The 16,489-nt window shown below is 44.9% G+C and carries 14 protein-coding genes and 3 tRNA genes; all 17 read right to left on the bottom strand.

What is annotated here, in order from left to right; translation table 11 throughout:
• Positions 1–336: 336 nt before the first annotated feature.
• A tRNA-Lys gene (locus QZL64_RS04275) sits at positions 337–412 on the bottom strand.
• Positions 413–418: 6 nt separating this feature from the next.
• Positions 419–493, bottom strand: a tRNA-Gln gene (locus QZL64_RS04270).
• Positions 494–496: 3 nt separating this feature from the next.
• Positions 497–572, bottom strand: a tRNA-His gene (locus tag QZL64_RS04265).
• A gap of 95 nt (positions 573–667) precedes the next feature.
• Positions 668–1,507: a polyamine aminopropyltransferase gene (gene speE, locus QZL64_RS04260; RefSeq protein ID WP_021840764.1), complete on the bottom strand. Its 840-nt coding sequence runs from the start codon at positions 1,505–1,507 to the stop codon at positions 668–670.
• 177 nt (positions 1,508–1,684) lie between these two features.
• Positions 1,685–2,317 carry a hypothetical protein gene (locus QZL64_RS04255; protein WP_021840763.1) on the bottom strand — a complete coding sequence of 211 codons (633 nt, stop codon included), beginning with the start codon at positions 2,315–2,317 and terminating at the stop codon, positions 1,685–1,687.
• An 89-nt stretch (positions 2,318–2,406) separates the two neighbouring features.
• Positions 2,407–2,838 carry a peptidylprolyl isomerase gene (locus QZL64_RS04250; protein WP_021840762.1) on the bottom strand — a complete coding sequence of 144 codons (432 nt, stop codon included), beginning with the start codon at positions 2,836–2,838 and terminating at the stop codon, positions 2,407–2,409.
• Between the two features lies 1 nt (position 2,839).
• The gene (locus tag QZL64_RS04245) at positions 2,840–3,541 is read right to left on the bottom strand and encodes a tRNA threonylcarbamoyladenosine dehydratase (RefSeq protein WP_021840761.1); all 702 of its coding nucleotides are present in this window, start codon (positions 3,539–3,541) and stop codon (positions 2,840–2,842) included.
• A gap of 211 nt (positions 3,542–3,752) precedes the next feature.
• Positions 3,753–4,124, bottom strand: coding sequence for a VOC family protein (locus QZL64_RS04240; protein WP_021840760.1), 372 nt, complete (start codon positions 4,122–4,124; stop codon positions 3,753–3,755).
• Between the two features lie 211 nt (positions 4,125–4,335).
• Complete coding sequence (locus QZL64_RS04235) at positions 4,336–7,446, bottom strand: AAA family ATPase (RefSeq protein WP_021840759.1); 3,111 nt, start codon at positions 7,444–7,446, stop codon at positions 4,336–4,338.
• A gap of 1 nt (position 7,447) precedes the next feature.
• Positions 7,448–8,629, bottom strand: coding sequence for an exonuclease SbcCD subunit D (locus QZL64_RS04230; RefSeq protein ID WP_021840758.1), 1,182 nt, complete (start codon positions 8,627–8,629; stop codon positions 7,448–7,450).
• A gap of 89 nt (positions 8,630–8,718) precedes the next feature.
• Complete coding sequence (locus tag QZL64_RS04225; protein ID WP_021840757.1) at positions 8,719–9,555, bottom strand: deoxyribonuclease IV; 837 nt, start codon at positions 9,553–9,555, stop codon at positions 8,719–8,721.
• Positions 9,556–9,783: 228 nt separating this feature from the next.
• A complete protein-coding gene (locus QZL64_RS04220; protein ID WP_021840756.1) occupies positions 9,784–10,203 on the bottom strand; it encodes a Fur family transcriptional regulator in 420 nt (139 codons plus the stop codon).
• A 187-nt stretch (positions 10,204–10,390) separates the two neighbouring features.
• Positions 10,391–11,962, bottom strand: coding sequence for a DEAD/DEAH box helicase (locus QZL64_RS04215; protein ID WP_021840755.1), 1,572 nt, complete (start codon positions 11,960–11,962; stop codon positions 10,391–10,393).
• A gap of 147 nt (positions 11,963–12,109) precedes the next feature.
• Positions 12,110–14,617 carry a Tex family protein gene (locus QZL64_RS04210; RefSeq protein ID WP_021840754.1) on the bottom strand — a complete coding sequence of 836 codons (2,508 nt, stop codon included), beginning with the start codon at positions 14,615–14,617 and terminating at the stop codon, positions 12,110–12,112.
• A 3-nt stretch (positions 14,618–14,620) separates the two neighbouring features.
• Positions 14,621–15,112, bottom strand: coding sequence for a dihydrofolate reductase (locus QZL64_RS04205; protein ID WP_021840753.1), 492 nt, complete (start codon positions 15,110–15,112; stop codon positions 14,621–14,623).
• Positions 15,112–15,903 (bottom strand): thymidylate synthase, encoded by a 792-nt coding sequence (locus tag QZL64_RS04200; RefSeq protein ID WP_021840752.1) that lies wholly within the window; start codon positions 15,901–15,903, stop codon positions 15,112–15,114. The genes QZL64_RS04205 and QZL64_RS04200 overlap by 1 nt, the downstream gene beginning before the upstream one ends.
• A gap of 11 nt (positions 15,904–15,914) precedes the next feature.
• Positions 15,915–16,489, bottom strand: a 575-nt coding sequence (locus QZL64_RS04195) for an HRDC domain-containing protein (RefSeq protein WP_296309302.1), incomplete at its 5' end; no start/stop codon positions are given.

The following is a 16,489-nucleotide window of genomic DNA, read 5'->3' as shown; positions in this document are numbered from 1 at the left end:
GTCGAAACCCGCACTCTGGCTATGTTCATTTCATTAAAAATGATTACCTTATATTGTTCAGTTTTCAAAGATCTGCGTGTCAGGTTTTTTAACTTTCATCGCCTGACGACTTAATCATTCTATCAGTGATAGAGGATTATGTCAACCACTTTTTTACAACTTTTTTACTATTTTTACACCACTAGCCGAAAAGCCGCATAAAATAAGGCTTTACAGTTTAATTACAGTGTTCGTCACTCAGGCATCCCCAAGATAACTGTTAATAGTTTCATTAGCTGTTGTAACAAGCTGTTAAAGATAGAGAAAAAGCATCGTCGCAATGACGATGCTTTTAAATGGTGACTCATCCGCGACTCGAACGCGGGACACCCTGATTAAAAGTCAGGTGCTCTACCAACTGAGCTAATGAGTCATGCAATGGCAGGGGCGGCTGGGATCGAACCAGCGCATAATGGAGTCAAAGTCCATTGCCTTACCACTTGGCGACGCCCCTAAGTGGGGTGAGTAGTGGGGATCGAACCCACGCGTAACGGAGCCACAATCCGCCGTGTTAACCGCTTCACCATACCCACCACTGTGGAACATACAGAGGAAAGTATCCCCCGTAACGAATGATATTGTATCATTCTCCGAGGGATACTGTCAACTATTATTTTTAATTAACTAGTTATTTTTTGATTAAATAATCTTTTACAAAATTAGGCAATGCAAATGCCGCCTTTTGTATCCCCTCATTATAGTATTTAGTTGTAAACGTCTGTTCACGATTAGCTTCCCATGTTAATGGGTCATATTTCTTCGAACCCATAGTGAAGCAATGCATCCCGGTTGGATAGATTGGAATAAACGCCGTATAAAGACGGGCAATCGGGAAGTGATTCGAAACATAGCCGAATACTTTTTCAACCAGCGGCTGATGCATCATAGGTGATTCAGTTTGTTGCACAAAAAGACCATCTTCTTTTAAAGCCTTATACGTATTGGCATAGAATTCATCGGTAAATAAACCTTCCCCCGGTCCGATTGGGTCGGAGCAATCTACGATGATTACGTCGTATTTATTTTCAGCCTCAGCCATAAAACCAATGCCGTCACCAATAGTTACTGTGAGTTTTGGATCTTTGCGAATCATGGCATCGGCAATGGTCGGCAAATATTCTTTGGCAAGCTCTACTACTTTGCCGTCAATTTCAATCATGGTTACGGTTTCAACGCAATCATGGCGTACGCATTCTCTGGCTACACCACCGTCACCGCCGCCGATGATCAAAACATGTTTTGGGTTCGGATGCAAGAACAAAGGAACATGGGACATCATTTCATGATAGATAAACTCTTCCCGCTCCGATGCTTGGAACACGCCATCCAAGGACAACATAGTGCCATATTCTAAGCTGTGAACCACTTCAATTTTCTGAAATTCCGATTGTCCGGAATATAAAACTTTATCGATTTCTGCGCTCAATTTCAAATGAGCGGACTGATTTTCTGTAATCCAATCTGCCATTGGTAACCTCCTAATCGATTAACAAGCACTAATCCTACCAAATCAGTGAATACAAATTTGAAAACTCCACCCCTTAATAATTGCAAGCTGCCTTCGTAACCACAATCATACTCGGCAATCATAGCCGGACTTGATATTCACAAGCACCCCTTGATAATTGCAGCTTTCTATAGCCAATTACTGTTGCTTACGTACGGCATAGGCGAAACCGCCGCCCAACATGGTATCTTGTAACCATCTTTTCAGTGAAAAAATGCGTTCAATTTCTTCATCGTATACTACGCAACGCACATCATCATTGTTTTCCGTCAATTTTACGATAGGAACCCAATGCCATGTGGACAAGCCTTTTTCATTACCGCGATGACGATTCAAAAAAGCAACCGGCGAATCACTGCCGAGCCCCTGTTTAATAAAGTTTACTACCTGCTGCAACGGTTGACGACATACAGCAAAGGGGTAAACCCCCATCATCTTCACGGTGTAAGGCAATTCTTTCTTTTCACAATAGTCATTCAGACCTTCCTGAAACCACTGTGTTTTATACAAACCGCCACCGATGCGGGGACGCACATATTGAAACAATTCTTCCATGCGCTTTAAAGCAGCTTCGCCATCATTACTGGTCGTACTATCGAGCAAACCGTCCCGGAACTGCACGTAGCTGATTACCTGTGTAGCCGTCGTCGGGCCGCACCCGGATAAACGCTGCCAATCATCATGATACCATTCTTGGTTATAACCGTAAGAAAAACGGCCGTCTTTTTTCACCTGCAACCATTCAGGATGTTTGAGTGTCAAACTCTCCATATATTACTCAATCCTCTATTACATCAACTTGATTTAACATATAAAATTATTGTAATAGTGACCTTCTATACATAGACCTACGATTAAGCTTAGTCTTCTACAACTTCAACCTTAACCATACGGTCGCCTTGCTGAATGCCATCTACTACATCCATACCTTCAATTACTTTACCAAATACAGTGTGAACACCATCCAAATGAGGTTGTGGTTCATACACGATAAAGAACTGACTGCCCCCTGTATTCGGACCGCGGTGAGCCATGGACAAGGCACCGCGTTCATGTTTGTGCGGATTACCGATCAATTCATCTTTAATGGTGTAACCGGGACCACCCGTACCGTTGCCGTTAGGACAACCGCCTTGGGCTACGAAGCCCGGAATTACACGATGAAATGTAAGGCCGTCGTAAAAACCTTCTTTGATTAATTTTTCAAAATTAGCAACCGTACCCGGTGCTTCTTTTGCAAATAATTCAATCGTAATATCGCCTTTTTCCATATGGATAATCGCTTTTTTCATGCTATTCTACCTCCAACAATGTACGCAGTACATAACTCGACAACATAAGACCCGCTACGGATGGTACGAAACCGCAAGAGCCGGGACTGCGTGAATCGTCATCACGAGTCGGCGTCATCGGCTTTTCAGTGGAAAAAACTACGGTCTGTTTCTTGATTCCGCGTTTGCGCAATTCGCGGCGAATAACTTTGGCCAAAGGACAGGTGTGAGTTTTGCTGATATCGGAAATGCGAAGTAATCCCGGATGCATCTTATTACCCGTGCCCATTGACGAAATACAAGGAATACCTAATTCCTGACAGTTTTCAATAATCGCCAATTTAGCCGTTACCATGTCAATCGCATCGATTACAAAATCTACCTTAATGTCCTTGATAAAATCAGGATACGCTTCCTTGGTATATACGATATCGTAAGTATCTACCTGCATATCAGGTCGAATCGACAAAGCGCGCTCTTTGGCCACTTCAACCTTACGACGACCGATAGTTTCCTGCGTCGCAATAAGCTGACGGTTCAAATTACTTACCGTAACTTTATCGCCGTCAATCAAAACTAAACGACCGATACCGGTGCGCACTAATGCTTCCATGGCAAAACCGCCTACACCGCCGCAACCAAACAAGGCTACCGATTTAGTACCCAAATTTTCTAATTTTTCTTTTCCTACCAGCCATTCTAAGCGGGTAAACATGTGTTCCATTCAAATCTCCCATCAATAATACACTTTTTACTGACTGCCACCAAAGTGACTACTACAAGCTGCCGCTCTTAGGCAACAGCGTTTTAAAAATAAGTTGGCGCTAATATATTTTCGTCAAAAACCGCATCATAGAGTACGAATTCAACGATTCACAAATTAGCGCTTCAACCATTATACCGCAAATTAACGAAATAACTACTATTACTTCTAATTAACGAGTTGCCGGAATTACTTCCAACCAATAACCATCCGGATCGGCAATGAAGTAAATGCCCATGTTAGGGTTTTCATACACAACACAACCCATTTCTTTGTGTTTTTTGAAAGCCCCTTCATAATCATCAACAACGAATGCCAAATGGAATTCGTTATCACCTAAATTATACGGGCGATCCCAATCACGTAACCATGTCAATTCCAACTGATGATTACTGCTGCCGTCTTCCAAATATACGATTTTAAAAGAACCGTCAGCCGGCTCAATGCGACGACCCGGTTTTAAACCTAAAGCGTCTTCGTAAAATTTAATGCTTTTATCTAAATCACGAACATTAAAATTATTATGTACCATTGTAAATTTCATGTTTGTAATCTCCTCTCATCACATAAAAAGTCATACGAACTTATTTAATTTTCTATTTCAAAGTTTACTGCTCAAAATATTTAATACTGCTATTTAATAGTATCATAAATCTCGATATATTGCTATATGATGAAGTAACAATATGACAAACTACTATATGATGTATCACTTTCAACACGCATAGGGCTACCCATTTTCTTCGCCCGTATATCTACGGTACTAAAAAGTGAGCCGTACTGCCCTTATTGGTAGCTTCCACAACCAAATGGGCCGGTATGCGCCCCTTCAATTCAGGCACATGAGAAATAATACCAACCAGGCGACCCGATTTTTGCAATTCCACCAAGGTTTCCATGGCAATATCGAGCGTATCCGGATCCAAAGTCCCAAAGCCTTCATCAATGAAAATCGTATCCAAGTGAATCCCACCGGCATAGGCTTGAATAATATCGGCTAAACCCATAGCCAGCGACAAAGAAGCAAGGAAGGTTTCACCGCCGGACAAGGTATTAGCCGGCCGTTCATAACCCGTATAGGTATCGAGCACCGACAGATCAAGGCCACGATGGCCGCGACTGACACTGTCCGCCTGAGCGCGTCGCAATTCATAGCGCCCTCGGCTCATCTGACGTAGCCGCACATTGGCGGCTACCANNNNTAGCCGCACATTGGCGGCTACCACCACTTCTTCCAAAATAGCCCCCAATACATAGCGTTCAAAGGTTACCCCTTTTTGCCCGGCATTGCCGCCATTAGCAAGCTCATAGAGATTATTAATAAACGTAAATCGTTCGGTTATCGCCGCATTATCGGCCACTAATTTACTGTATTCGGCTAAAACTTCCTCGAGATGACGAACCGTCTCCGCTGCCTTCGTTTCGTTACGCACAGCATTTTCATAGATGACTGATGCTTCGTCCTTCATTTCTTTCGTTACAACCATGGACGGTTCTGCCAACGACGCCAAATCATTGGAAGCCGCCGTCAGCAAAGTTTGTACGCGGTCCACTGCCGCATCATAATTCTTGACAGTTGTTACGAATTCCGTCTTGCGTGCCACCATCGGCCGAAGCTCCAACAAATCAGCGTCACTCAATTTCGACCGGCGAAGTTCCGCTTCAATCTCTTGATCTTTAACCGTAACCTCGTGCATCGTTTCCCGTTGCTGTTTTTCTAAATTTATAATAGTCGTTTCATTTGAGCTCTTGGCCTGTAAATAATCCCGCTCCGCTTCTTCAAATTGAAGCTGTTCCTTTTCAAAAGTGGCGAGCCACGTCTCTTTAGCTTGTAATTCTTTCGCCCAAGAAACCTTATCTATCGCTTTTACCGCCTCTTGATGAAGAGCCAAACCTTCCTGCTTGCCTACGAGCTTCGTGCGCGCATCCTGATAGCTTGTTTCTTTCTCTTTCAATTCTATGCGAATGGTCTCGATAGTATTATTTAAAACTGCAAGGGTATCATTCAATTGTGTGACTTTCTTCTCTTTTACGGCTAAGGCTTGACTACGCTGATTCAGAATAGTTTTAACACTGTCCGCTTCTGCCAAAAACTCACAAGCAACCGTTGATTTTATATCTATATCACTATGTTCAGCCAACCAGGCTGCTATAGCCCTTTCACTTTCTTTGACCGCCTCATCGGCACGAGTCCATTGCTCGGCAGCCGCGCTCTGTCGTTCCGCCCGGGCGGATGTTTCTTGTAACGCTTTACTATACGCTTTTTCCGCGTTCATCATGGCTTCTTCCGAGTATTCATCAGGCAAAACCGCTTTGTGAGGATGGTCCGTAGATCCGCAAACCGGACAGGCTTCATGGGTCTTCAAAGCGACCGCTAATCCCGCTGCCGCAAATTGCCGGCACAGATTTTCCTGATGCGCTCGCTCCATGAAAGCTAATTCTTCCTGCTGCTTAGCTTCTTCATAGGCATGACGCGTGTTAGCCGCTTGTACTTTGGCCGCTGCCCGCTCTTCTATTAACTGCGTTGCTTTTTCACCCAGTTGAACAGCCGTCAAAACAGCCTCACGTTCCTTCATGAGTTGACTCTGATTACCTAAAGCCTTCCGAAGTTCTTCCACACTCTTACCGGTTGTATCCGCTTCTTCCAGCTTAGTTTTTAAAAGTTCATTCGCCGCCTTTACCGCCTTTTCCGCATTTTCAACGTCTTCCCCAAGCTGTTTTAATTCAGTCTGAAGTAAGGTGATAGCATCAAAATGCGCTTTAATCTCGCCGGCCTTGTGAATATCCAAACGATAGGTTTCACTCATAGGTTTACGCTCTGCCAAGGATGCCTTCGTAGCAGTTAGCGTCTCCCCGGTTTTCAGGAGTGCCTCTTTATCGGTCCGCGCAGCTATTAAATCATCGGTAAGTTGCTGCTTTTTAGCTTCTAGTTTTGCCCGTTCCGTTTCTTTCTGAAAAATCGGCGTCACTTGTTCCAAACGCTCTATGATTTGTCGTGATCCATTAACAGATTCTGCTTGTTTCATCAAATCAGCGAGCTCCGCTTGTTTTTCATTAATGGTGGCGCCTAATGTTTGGCGCTTTTCCCCTAATTCATAGTCAGCCAAAATTTTTACCTGATTGGCTTGCGCCTCTGCCAGGATGCCGGCCGCTTTAGTTTGTTCCGCTTCGGCACTACTCAATTTTTCACGCAAATCTGTTTCAGTCTTTACGCCCTCTGTACTCAATAAATACCGTTGACGGTCCACCACCTCACGCGCCGATGCATATACTTTGTCATGTTCTTCTTTGAGCATGTCCTGCAAACGGGCATATATTTCAGTCCGAAAGAGACTGTGCATCAGCGTTTCACGCTCTGAAGTAGGGGCTACCAGGAGTTTACGAAATTCCCCTTGAGGCAGTAATACGACTTGCAAAAACTGTTCCGCTCTAAAGCCCAGAATCTCATGTACCTTTTCCTTAATATCATTGGCGCGACTGCTGAATTCCTGCCATTCGCCATCTTCTAAAACGGCTAATGACGCTACGGCAGCCTGCTCGCGAAAGCCTTCACCGCGTCGTTTCTTTACCTTTTGTTTCGGACACCGTTCAATCTTATATTGACCATCACCTACTGAAAACGTAAAGGTAACTTTCGTCAATGTTTCCGGTGAAGCGTAATCACTGCGCATGCTTGTGCCGCTGCGCAAACCGCCACTGGATTCGCCGAACAAAGCATAAACCATGGCATCTAGAATGCTTGTTTTACCGGCTCCTGTCGGCCCCGTAATAAGGAATAAACTTTCTTCTTTCAAATCAGCAAAGTCCAAGTGAACCGTATCCGCGTAAGGACCAAACGCCGTCATCGTTAAAGTTAAAGGTCTCATGTCAGTCCTCCTTAATCAAACGTTCCCAAAGAGAGTTCATAAATTCCTTCTCCTCGTCACTTAACGGCTCATTACGAACGGCCAAAGCAAAATCTTCAAATAATTCACGCTCTGATAATTCTTTATAATTTACGCGATTGTCGGCAGTCAGTTCCGCCTGCATACGGCCCGTAAGCTCCAAGGACATGGCGTATGGAAAAACGTCACGCAAGCGTGCCATGCCGTCGATAACCGGTTCCGTATCCGCCAGTTCAACTTGTAAATACGTATCTTTGTAAGTTTCATGAAGTGCCGTATCTTGCAAAATATCATTAAAATTGCCTTTAACAATGGCTACATCATGTTGCGCTTCGATACCAACCTGTTCAATTTGGCAGTGGCCCTTTGCATCCATATCAACAATGGTAAATGACTTATTATGATTCGCCTCATCAAAGGAATATTTTAATAGGGACCCGCTATAGCGAATGTTATCGGTCCCCATGCGTTGCGGCCGGTGAATATGTCCCAAGGCCGTATAATTAAACGGCGCAAATACGTCGACCCCCACATTAGCGGTACCGCCAATTACCAAAGGTCGTTCTGATTCACTGGTAATACTGCCGGCCACCATAGTATGAGCCATGCCGACCGTACGCATTCCTTGCGGCACGAGGCTACGCAAATAATCGGCCCAAGCCGCATAGGTTTCGCCATAGGCTACCGCGAGATTTTGCCACTCATCCAAACGCTGCTTCGCCGGAACCGTTTCCAATAAATTGGTCAAAACTGTGCGCGGTTCCGTAAATGGCATAGGACAAAAGGCAATCTCGCCATACCCGTCTTCCAAATAGAGGGGCTCTAAACTGCGGTCCATCCGCCCCCACACATGAACGTGTGATCTAGAATACAAATCACGGCCCATGTCGAGGCGCTCCGCACTGTCATGATTACCGCCGATAACCAGCGTCGGAATTTTATAATCCAAGGCCAACTTAGTAATCACCATATCCCATAATTCCACCGCTTCCACAGGCGGCACGGCGCGATCAAATACATCGCCCGCAATAACAACGGCATCTATCTTTGCGTCTTTCAGCAGCTTGAAAAATTGGTGCTCCAGTACATAGGCCTGGTCATTCGTAAGATGGCGGGCATAAAAAATTCGGCCTAAATGCCAATCACCGGTGTGTAATATCCGCATAGTATCCCTCTTCAAAACACGCTAAACACTGAATTTCTCTATAGGCTCCCTTTTTATAGAGATTTTGAAAAAACTAAACATCTTATACCTTACGCTTCTTTATAAACGCTGCGCAACAAGGCAATTTCCTTCGCATAACCATCCAATTCATTCGGTGTTTCCAAATAGAACGGTAAATTGCGCAGTGCCGGATGATTGATTACCTTCGTAATCGCCTCCAAACCGATATGACCTTCACCGATTTTTTCATGACGGTCTTTATGGGCACCCCGCGGATTTTTAGAATCATTCAAATGAATGGCATGTAAACGGTCGAGACCGACGATTTTGTCAAAAGATTCCATAACACCATCCAAGTCGCCGATAATATCATAATCCCCTTCGTGAATATGGCAGGTATCCATGCAGACACCGATATAATCTTTCAACTTCACGCCATCAATGATTCGGGCAATTTCTTCAAAGGTGCGCCCCACTTCAGTCCCTTTGCCGGCCATAGTTTCTAACAATACGGTAGTGTGCATGCCTTCAAACATGACTTCATTGAGGGCTTCCACAATATATTCAATGCCCTGATCAACACCTTGTTTGACATGGCTGCCGGGATGAAAATTATATAATTGATTCGGCAAAAATTCCAAACGCTCTAAATCTTCGCGCATCATGTTTTTAGCAAACTGACGCAGGGACGGATCCGCAGCACAAGCATTTAACGTATACGGTGCATGACCTAAAATTTTGCCGAAGTTATGCTCCGCCATAAAAGCTTCCAATGCTTTCATATCCGCTTCGTCAAACGTGCGGGCCTTGCCGCCGCGCGGATTGCGTGTAAAGTACTGAAATGTATTGGCCCCAAGGCTTAAAGCCTCTTTACCCATATGTAAATAGCCTTTGCTGATCGATAAATGACATCCGATAGTTAACATTGAACGCTCCTTTATTTTAAATCTATTTAATAATTAAAATTACAATTTTACAATTTATAGTACAACGGCCTAAAATTCCGCCGCGAGTATACAGTATATAATTTAACACCGATACTTTTATTATATAACAAATTACTGATTACTTGCCTAAATTCTAAGTTCACAGCCAAACATTGACAGCCATCCTATATTTTAACAACAAAAAAAGAGCCTTGCGGCTCTTTTTGTTTAATGGGTTCCTTTACGCAAACAGTCAGGGCAAATACCTTCAAACGTAATTTGCTGGCCGGTCACTTTGTAGTGACTCAATGCTTCGACTTCAGCTAAGGTATCTTCCATATTCATATCGTGCAAATCATCAACGCGATTACATACGCTGCAACGCATATGAGGGTGGTTATGAGTATCCCAGTCATAGCGGCTGGAATCATCACCAATATCAAGAACTTTTACAAGACCGATTTTTTCAAAAATTTCCATCGTCTTATATACGGTTGCTAAACTCATGGTAGGATGATCTTGGCGTAAACTCTGATAAATCATTTCCGCCGTTGGATGCTCATTTTGACCATAAAGCACTTGGTAAATCGCAATACGTTGAGGGGTTACTTTGTAACCTTCGGAACGCAGTTTTTGTGCAATATCCATAGCAATCAATCCTCTCTCCACTCGGATTTAAAAGTGTTTCGTGCAACTCTGCACGTTGCCTGCAGCTAAGTTGCTTTAACTAGAATATCAATTCTAACCAATAACAATTATTGGTTAAGTAATTATAGCAAATTTAGTATACTTTGGCAAGATAACCGCTCATCAAATCTAATTATATATGGTAGGATTAGTCTTTGAAGTACGGTTTAAAGGCACCGCTCTTATGTGCTTCCTGACCACCGCGACGGCCTTGGCCTTCCGGATTGCGGCGTTTGGAACGATTGCCGCCGGCACGACGGGAATCATCACGACCACTGCGGTCACGGAAACTGCGTTCACCATTGCGGCGATCACCGCGACGGTCGGAACTGCGAGAGCTGCGTTGACCATCACGACGACGGCCGTCTTTACCGAAAGAGCGTTTTTTACGAACCCGTAAAGGTGCTTCTTCGGTGATATTTACCGGTGTCGTATCCGGTTCTTTAGTCAATAACTTAATAGCGGCCGCTACCAACGTTACGGAATCCAAATCATTCAATAATTCTTCCGCACTGGCACGATATTCTTTAAGGTTTTCCGTATCATCAGCCATATTGATTAAGCTCTGAACGGCTAATTTCTGTTGACCTTCCAATACTTCGCCTAAAGACGGGGCTTTACGACGAGCAATTTTACGTTTAGTCAAACGTTCAATAGCGTGTAAATGTTCCATTTCACGAGGAATAACGAACGTGTTCGCCATCCCTGCTTTACCGGCACGACCGGTACGGCCTACACGGTGAACATAGCTTTCAGGGTCTTGCGGTAAGTCATAGTTATATACATGAGTTACACCGCTGATATCGAGACCACGAGCAGCTACGTCGGTAGCTACCAAGATATCGATAGTCCCTTCACGGAACTGACGAATTACGCTGTCACGTTTCTGCTGGGATAAATCACCATGAATACCTTCAGCCATGTAACCGCGTTTTTTCAAACCTTCCGTTACTTCGTCAACACGGCGTTTCGTACGACCGAATACGATGGCAAGGTCAGGTGCCTGCATGTCGAGTAAGCGACAAAGTAAATCGAACTTCTGACGATCCTGTACTTCGATGTAGTACTGTTCGATTAAGTCCATAGTAACCTGCGTCGGTTTCATGCGAATGAGGCGCGGTTCTTTTAAATAGTTTTCAGCCAAAGTCTGGATGGCCGGCGGCATGGTGGCGGAGAACAATAATGTCTGACGTTGTTCCGGCACGGCTGCCAAAATTTTATTGATGTCATCGATGAAACCCATGTTAAGCATTTCATCCGCTTCATCGAGGACAATTACTTTTACGTTATCAAAATTGATGGATCCGCGTTCCATGTGATCCATTAAACGACCCGGGGTTGCGACGATAATTTGAGGATTTTTGCGCAAGCTGCGGAATTGGCGCTGAATATCCTGACCGCCGTAGATAGGCAAGGCCTGGATATGAGTGTGCTGTGCCATTTTGTTGAGTTCTTCCGCTACTTGAATAGCCAATTCACGGGTTGGCGATAAAATTAAAACCTGTACGGCACGAAGATTTTCATCAACCTGTTCCAATGCAGGAATACCGAAAGCGGCAGTTTTACCGGTACCGGTCTGAGCCTGGCCAATCATGTCTAAGCCGCTCATTGCCACAGGAATTGCTTCCTTCTGAATCGGTGTAGGTTCTTCAAACCCCATATCATTTAAAGCCCGTAAAATGGGCTCGCTAATCTGTAATTCTTCAAATTTTTCAAGCATGAACTATATGAGTCCTCCTTATGTAAATCAATCTTATTTTCGTCTAATTTTCGTCGGCGCATTCTAATATTATATCACAAACAAAAGAAGATAACCAAATCAGAATCCCTATTTTTTCCAATTTGGTTATCTTTATGAAAAACTATCCTATTTTTTCTTACTATATACGATTGTTATATTGTTATTTTCAAACGGCGCCGGTTCATGGCGTTTTTGACGATTTTGGTTGTTGCGCCCGCCTCGATTATCGTTGCGATTGCGCCGGTCATCATTACGGCGGTTATGGCGCTCTCCTTGACGACCATCACGGTTATTAGCCGCATTACGGTCCTGATTGCGTCCGTCACGACGATTATTGCGATTGCGATTTTCACCGCCTTGATTATCGCGGCGATTACCACGATTATCGCGATTGCGATTATTCTGCTGTGAATCATCACCGGCCGCTACGGCAGCCGCGGCTTTTTCTTTATCACGTAACGCCTTCATAGAGAGACCAATACGATTGCGTTTCGGCTCAACGGAAATAATTTCCGCTTCAATGATATCGCCTACAGCCAAGACATCGGACGGATGTTGGTCACGGCGACAGAATTCGCTGCGATGCAAGAGACCGTTAACTTTTAAACCGAAGTCAACGAAGGCGCCGAAATCTACCACATTGTGCACCGTCCCCTTTACAACGGTTCCCACCTTTACATCTTCCAAGCTCATGATGTGTTTACGCGTCATTGGCGCCGGCAAATCTTCACGTGGGTCGCGGCCCGGTTTTGCCAAAGCGTCCAAAATGTCGCGCACCGTCGGCACGCCGGCATCCAATTCTTTGGCAACTGTTTCCGCATCAACCAAGGCCAGCTTCGTATGGAAATCAGCCAGTTTCACTTTATCGTTTAAGTCCGCTAAGTTGTAACCCAAATTCTTAATGATTGTTTCCGCCAACTCATAGGATTCCGGATGAACCGGCGTATTATCGAGCGGATTGTCGCTGTCCTTAATGCGTAAGAACCCGGCACATTGCGTAAAGGCCGCCGGTCCCAAGCGTTTAACTTTTAACAATTCTTTGCGATTGTGAAAAACACCGTTATCTTTACGATAAGTTACGATGTTGTTAGCTACGGCGCCGGAAATCCCTGCCACATGTTCCAAAATGGCCGGCGATGCCGTATTGAGTTCAACCCCCACATGGTTTACTACCGTTTCCACCACTTGGTCCAAAGTTTCACTCAATTGCTTCTGATTAACATCATGCTGGTACTGACCGACCCCGATGGATTTCGGGTCGATTTTAACAGATTCTGCCAACGGATCCTGTACACGACGAGCAATGGACACGGCGCCACGAATGGATACATCAAGATCCGGTAATTCTTCGATTGCCAATTTAGAAGCAGAATAAACGGAAGCCCCCGCTTCATTGGTAATGATATAGTGGCAGTCCAATTGTTCTTCTTCAATCAATTGGGAAACAAATTGTTCTGTTTCATAAGAAGCCGTACCGTTACCGATGGATAACAAAGTAACTTTCCATTTACGAATGCAGGCCGCCATATCTTTCTTAGCCGCTTCCTTACCGCGCTCACCGGATGTCAAATGATAAATGCCTTGGTCGAGCACATTCCCTTGCGCATCAATAACAGCCATTTTACAACCCATGCGATAGCCCGGATCGAGGCCCATAATTACATGGCCCGCCAACGGTGGCTGTAATAAGAGATTGCGAAGGTTGGTCCCGAATACCTTAATAGCCTGTTCATCGGCATTTTCCGTCAACGTCTTGCGAATTTCGCGCTCCATGGCCGGGAAGATAAGGCGTTTATACGCATCGGCCACCGCTATGGCTTTATATTCTTTTAAAGCCGCTACGCCCGTTTCCGGCATAGCCTTTACCATGTATTCGATATATTTTTCATCAGGTGCGGTCAAAGTTACTTTAAGAGCGCCTAATTTTTCACCGCGATTAATAGCCAAAATACGATGGGATGGCAACTGATGAATCGGCTCTTCATAGTCGGCATATTTCAAGAACACTTGACGCACTTCGTCGGTTTCCGCTGTTTCTTCATCCCCTACCATGACGGTTTTAACTTTGCCTTGGCGCCAGATGGCATCACGCAAATACGCACGAAAATCGGCACGGTCACTTACGTCTTCCGCCACAATGTCCATAGCGCCTTGCAAGGCTGCCTCGCTGTCAGGCACTTCTTCCGTTATGAACGGAGCCGTTAAGCTTTCAATCGTGCTCGTCGTATCCTCGGTAGTATCAGCCAGCATTAATTGTGCCAACGACTCTAACCCCCGTTCACGAGCAATGGAGGCACGGGTACGCTTCTTAGGGCGATAGGGCAAATATAAATCTTCCAATTCCTGGAGCTTCATAGCCCCTTCGATAGCCGTGGCCAATTCAGGCGTCATTTTTTCCTGCTCCGTAATGGAACGGACAATTTCTTCACGGCGCTGTTCCAAATTGCGCAAATATTTAATGCGTTCTTCGATTTCACGAAGTTGCTCATCTTTTAATTCCCCCGTTTTTTCCTTACGATAACGGGCGATAAAAGGAACCGTGTTCCCTTCATCCAATAATTCAACGGCCACCTTTACCTGCCAAGGATTAACTCCTAATTCGGCCGCAATATATTGGGACATTTTTTCCAACATGAACTACTCCTTTCGACGATACGTTACAAAACTAAATGGCCATGGATTTTTCTCGTCCACTTCACCGGGAATTGATTCTACCACTTCAAAGGCATTCAAATCAATAGTCGGAAAATATGCATCCCCTTCAAACTCATGCTCGATTTCCGTAACATAGAGAACATCAGCATAAGGCATAAAGGATTCATACATTTGCGCCCCGCCGATGCAATAGGCTACATCGAGCTTAGCCGCTTCCGCCGCGGCCGCTTCCGGTGATGTAAATACGCGCACCCCTTCATAAGGCGGTACATAGTCAGTTTGACGCGTCACTACCCAATGTTCACGATTGGGGAGTAAAAACGGCAACGATTCCAAGGTCTTACGGCCCATGATGATAACATGACCGGTAGTCAGTTTTTTAAAATACTGCAAATCTTTCGGCAAATGCCAAATAAGCTGATTGTCTTTGCCAATCACATTATGCTTCGCCCGTGCCACGATCATCGCTAACATTATACGGCCACCTCCATCGGCAATTTTCCTAAATGCTCATACCCTTCCAGCTTCACATCATCAGCCGTGAAGTCATAAAAGTTTTGTACCTTATCATTAATCCATAAAGACGGTGCCGGTTTAGCTTCGTCTAAGCGAGCGAGTTGTGTCTTCAATGCTTCCACATGATTTTCATAAATGTGAGCGTTGTTGATAATATGGGTAAATTGCCCCGGTTTCAAACCGCTTACGTGAGCAATCATGTAGACGAGGGTGGCATATTGGGTCATATTAAACGGCACGCCGAGGCCCATGTCGCCGCTACGCTGTACGAGCATACAGTTCAAATGGTCACCTTCCACATCCCACAAAGTTTCATAAGCACAAGGTTGCAACGCCATATCCGGTAAATCTTCAATGTTCCACAAAGTTACAATCATGCGGCGGCTCTGCGGATCTTCCTTAATCATGCGGAGCAAATTATCCACCTGCTTGTATTTGGCCAACTGATAGCCGTACGCTTTGCCGATAGTGCCATCTTCACGCATCCATTCATCCCATACGTGAACGCCCATAGCTTGCAGTTCTTTCACATCATTGCTCTGCTTCTGCCAAATCCACAAGAGTTCTTTCACAGCTGTTTTGAACGCCACAAATTTAGTCGTCAAAATAGGGAATTCTTTGCTCAAATCGAATTGCATCATTTGGTGCGGCAATTTATACGTAGGAACGCCGGTACGGTTATTGGCATAATAACCATCCTTCAAAATGCGTTCCACAATCGCTAAGTATTGAGTATCTGCTGAACTCATGATAGTCTCCTTTAATCACTGAATGTACTGATTACTTTTAAAAAGGACAGCCCGAAGCGTTGTAGTTTCGCCTCGCCGATGCCTTTAATCTTATATAAATCCGCCAATGTTTGCGGTCTCATGGACGCCATGTCGATGAGTACCGTGTCGGGAAAAATCAAATACGGCGGCACTTTCAGCTGTTCGCTCAGCGTCTTGCGATGCTGGCGTAAGGCTTCAAATAAATTAGGCTTATTCGAGGCCCGCCGTTTCATGGTCATGCTGTTGCCGGTGCCGTCAAAGTGCGCGGCCCCCGCCCTTTGACGCGGTCCGTCAGGCCGTACTTTTACTAGCTGACGGCGTACTTCGGTCACCTTGGCACTGCCGTCAAGCACTGCTTCGCCGGCCGGCGTAATGCTTAAAATCGGATATTTCCCGGTGGCACAATCGAGATAGCCAAGCGACGTAAATTGACGGATAAGGCCTTTTATTTCACGGTCATCCATATCTTCCAAGCGGCCGAACACGGGCAGTCTGTCATAGCCGTAACGAACAATGCGATCCGTCCGATTACCGGCTACAATGTCCGTAATCATAGCGGCTCCAT

Origin of the sequence: Veillonella sp. CAG:933 (assembly GCF_000431435.1) — a bacterium.
Taxonomy (GTDB): domain Bacteria; phylum Bacillota; class Negativicutes; order Veillonellales; family Veillonellaceae; genus Veillonella_A.
Note: the sequence above shows the minus strand (reverse complement) of the source record. Positions and strands in the feature narration are given on the sequence as shown.

Excerpts from the sequence above, each read along its gene's own strand:
- speE (WP_021840764.1), bottom strand. The coding sequence starts at position 1,507 with ATGGCAGATTGGATTACAGAAAATCAGTCCGCTCATTTGAAATTGAGC.
- QZL64_RS04255 (WP_021840763.1), bottom strand. The coding sequence starts at position 2,317 with ATGGAGAGTTTGACACTCAAACATCCTGAATGGTTGCAGGTGAAAAAA.
- QZL64_RS04250 (WP_021840762.1), bottom strand. The coding sequence starts at position 2,838 with ATGAAAAAAGCGATTATCCATATGGAAAAAGGCGATATTACGATTGAA.
- QZL64_RS04245 (WP_021840761.1), bottom strand. The coding sequence starts at position 3,541 with ATGGAACACATGTTTACCCGCTTAGAATGGCTGGTAGGAAAAGAAAAA.
- QZL64_RS04240 (WP_021840760.1), bottom strand. The coding sequence starts at position 4,124 with ATGAAATTTACAATGGTACATAATAATTTTAATGTTCGTGATTTAGAT.
- QZL64_RS04230 (WP_021840758.1), bottom strand. The coding sequence starts at position 8,629 with ATGCGGATATTACACACCGGTGATTGGCATTTAGGCCGAATTTTTTAT.
- QZL64_RS04225 (WP_021840757.1), bottom strand. The coding sequence starts at position 9,555 with ATGTTAACTATCGGATGTCATTTATCGATCAGCAAAGGCTATTTACAT.
- QZL64_RS04220 (WP_021840756.1), bottom strand. The coding sequence starts at position 10,203 with ATGGATATTGCACAAAAACTGCGTTCCGAAGGTTACAAAGTAACCCCT.
- QZL64_RS04215 (WP_021840755.1), bottom strand. The coding sequence starts at position 11,962 with ATGCTTGAAAAATTTGAAGAATTACAGATTAGCGAGCCCATTTTACGG.
- QZL64_RS04210 (WP_021840754.1), bottom strand. The coding sequence starts at position 14,617 with ATGTTGGAAAAAATGTCCCAATATATTGCGGCCGAATTAGGAGTTAAT.
- QZL64_RS04205 (WP_021840753.1), bottom strand. The coding sequence starts at position 15,112 with ATGTTAGCGATGATCGTGGCACGGGCGAAGCATAATGTGATTGGCAAA.
- QZL64_RS04200 (WP_021840752.1), bottom strand. The coding sequence starts at position 15,903 with ATGAGTTCAGCAGATACTCAATACTTAGCGATTGTGGAACGCATTTTG.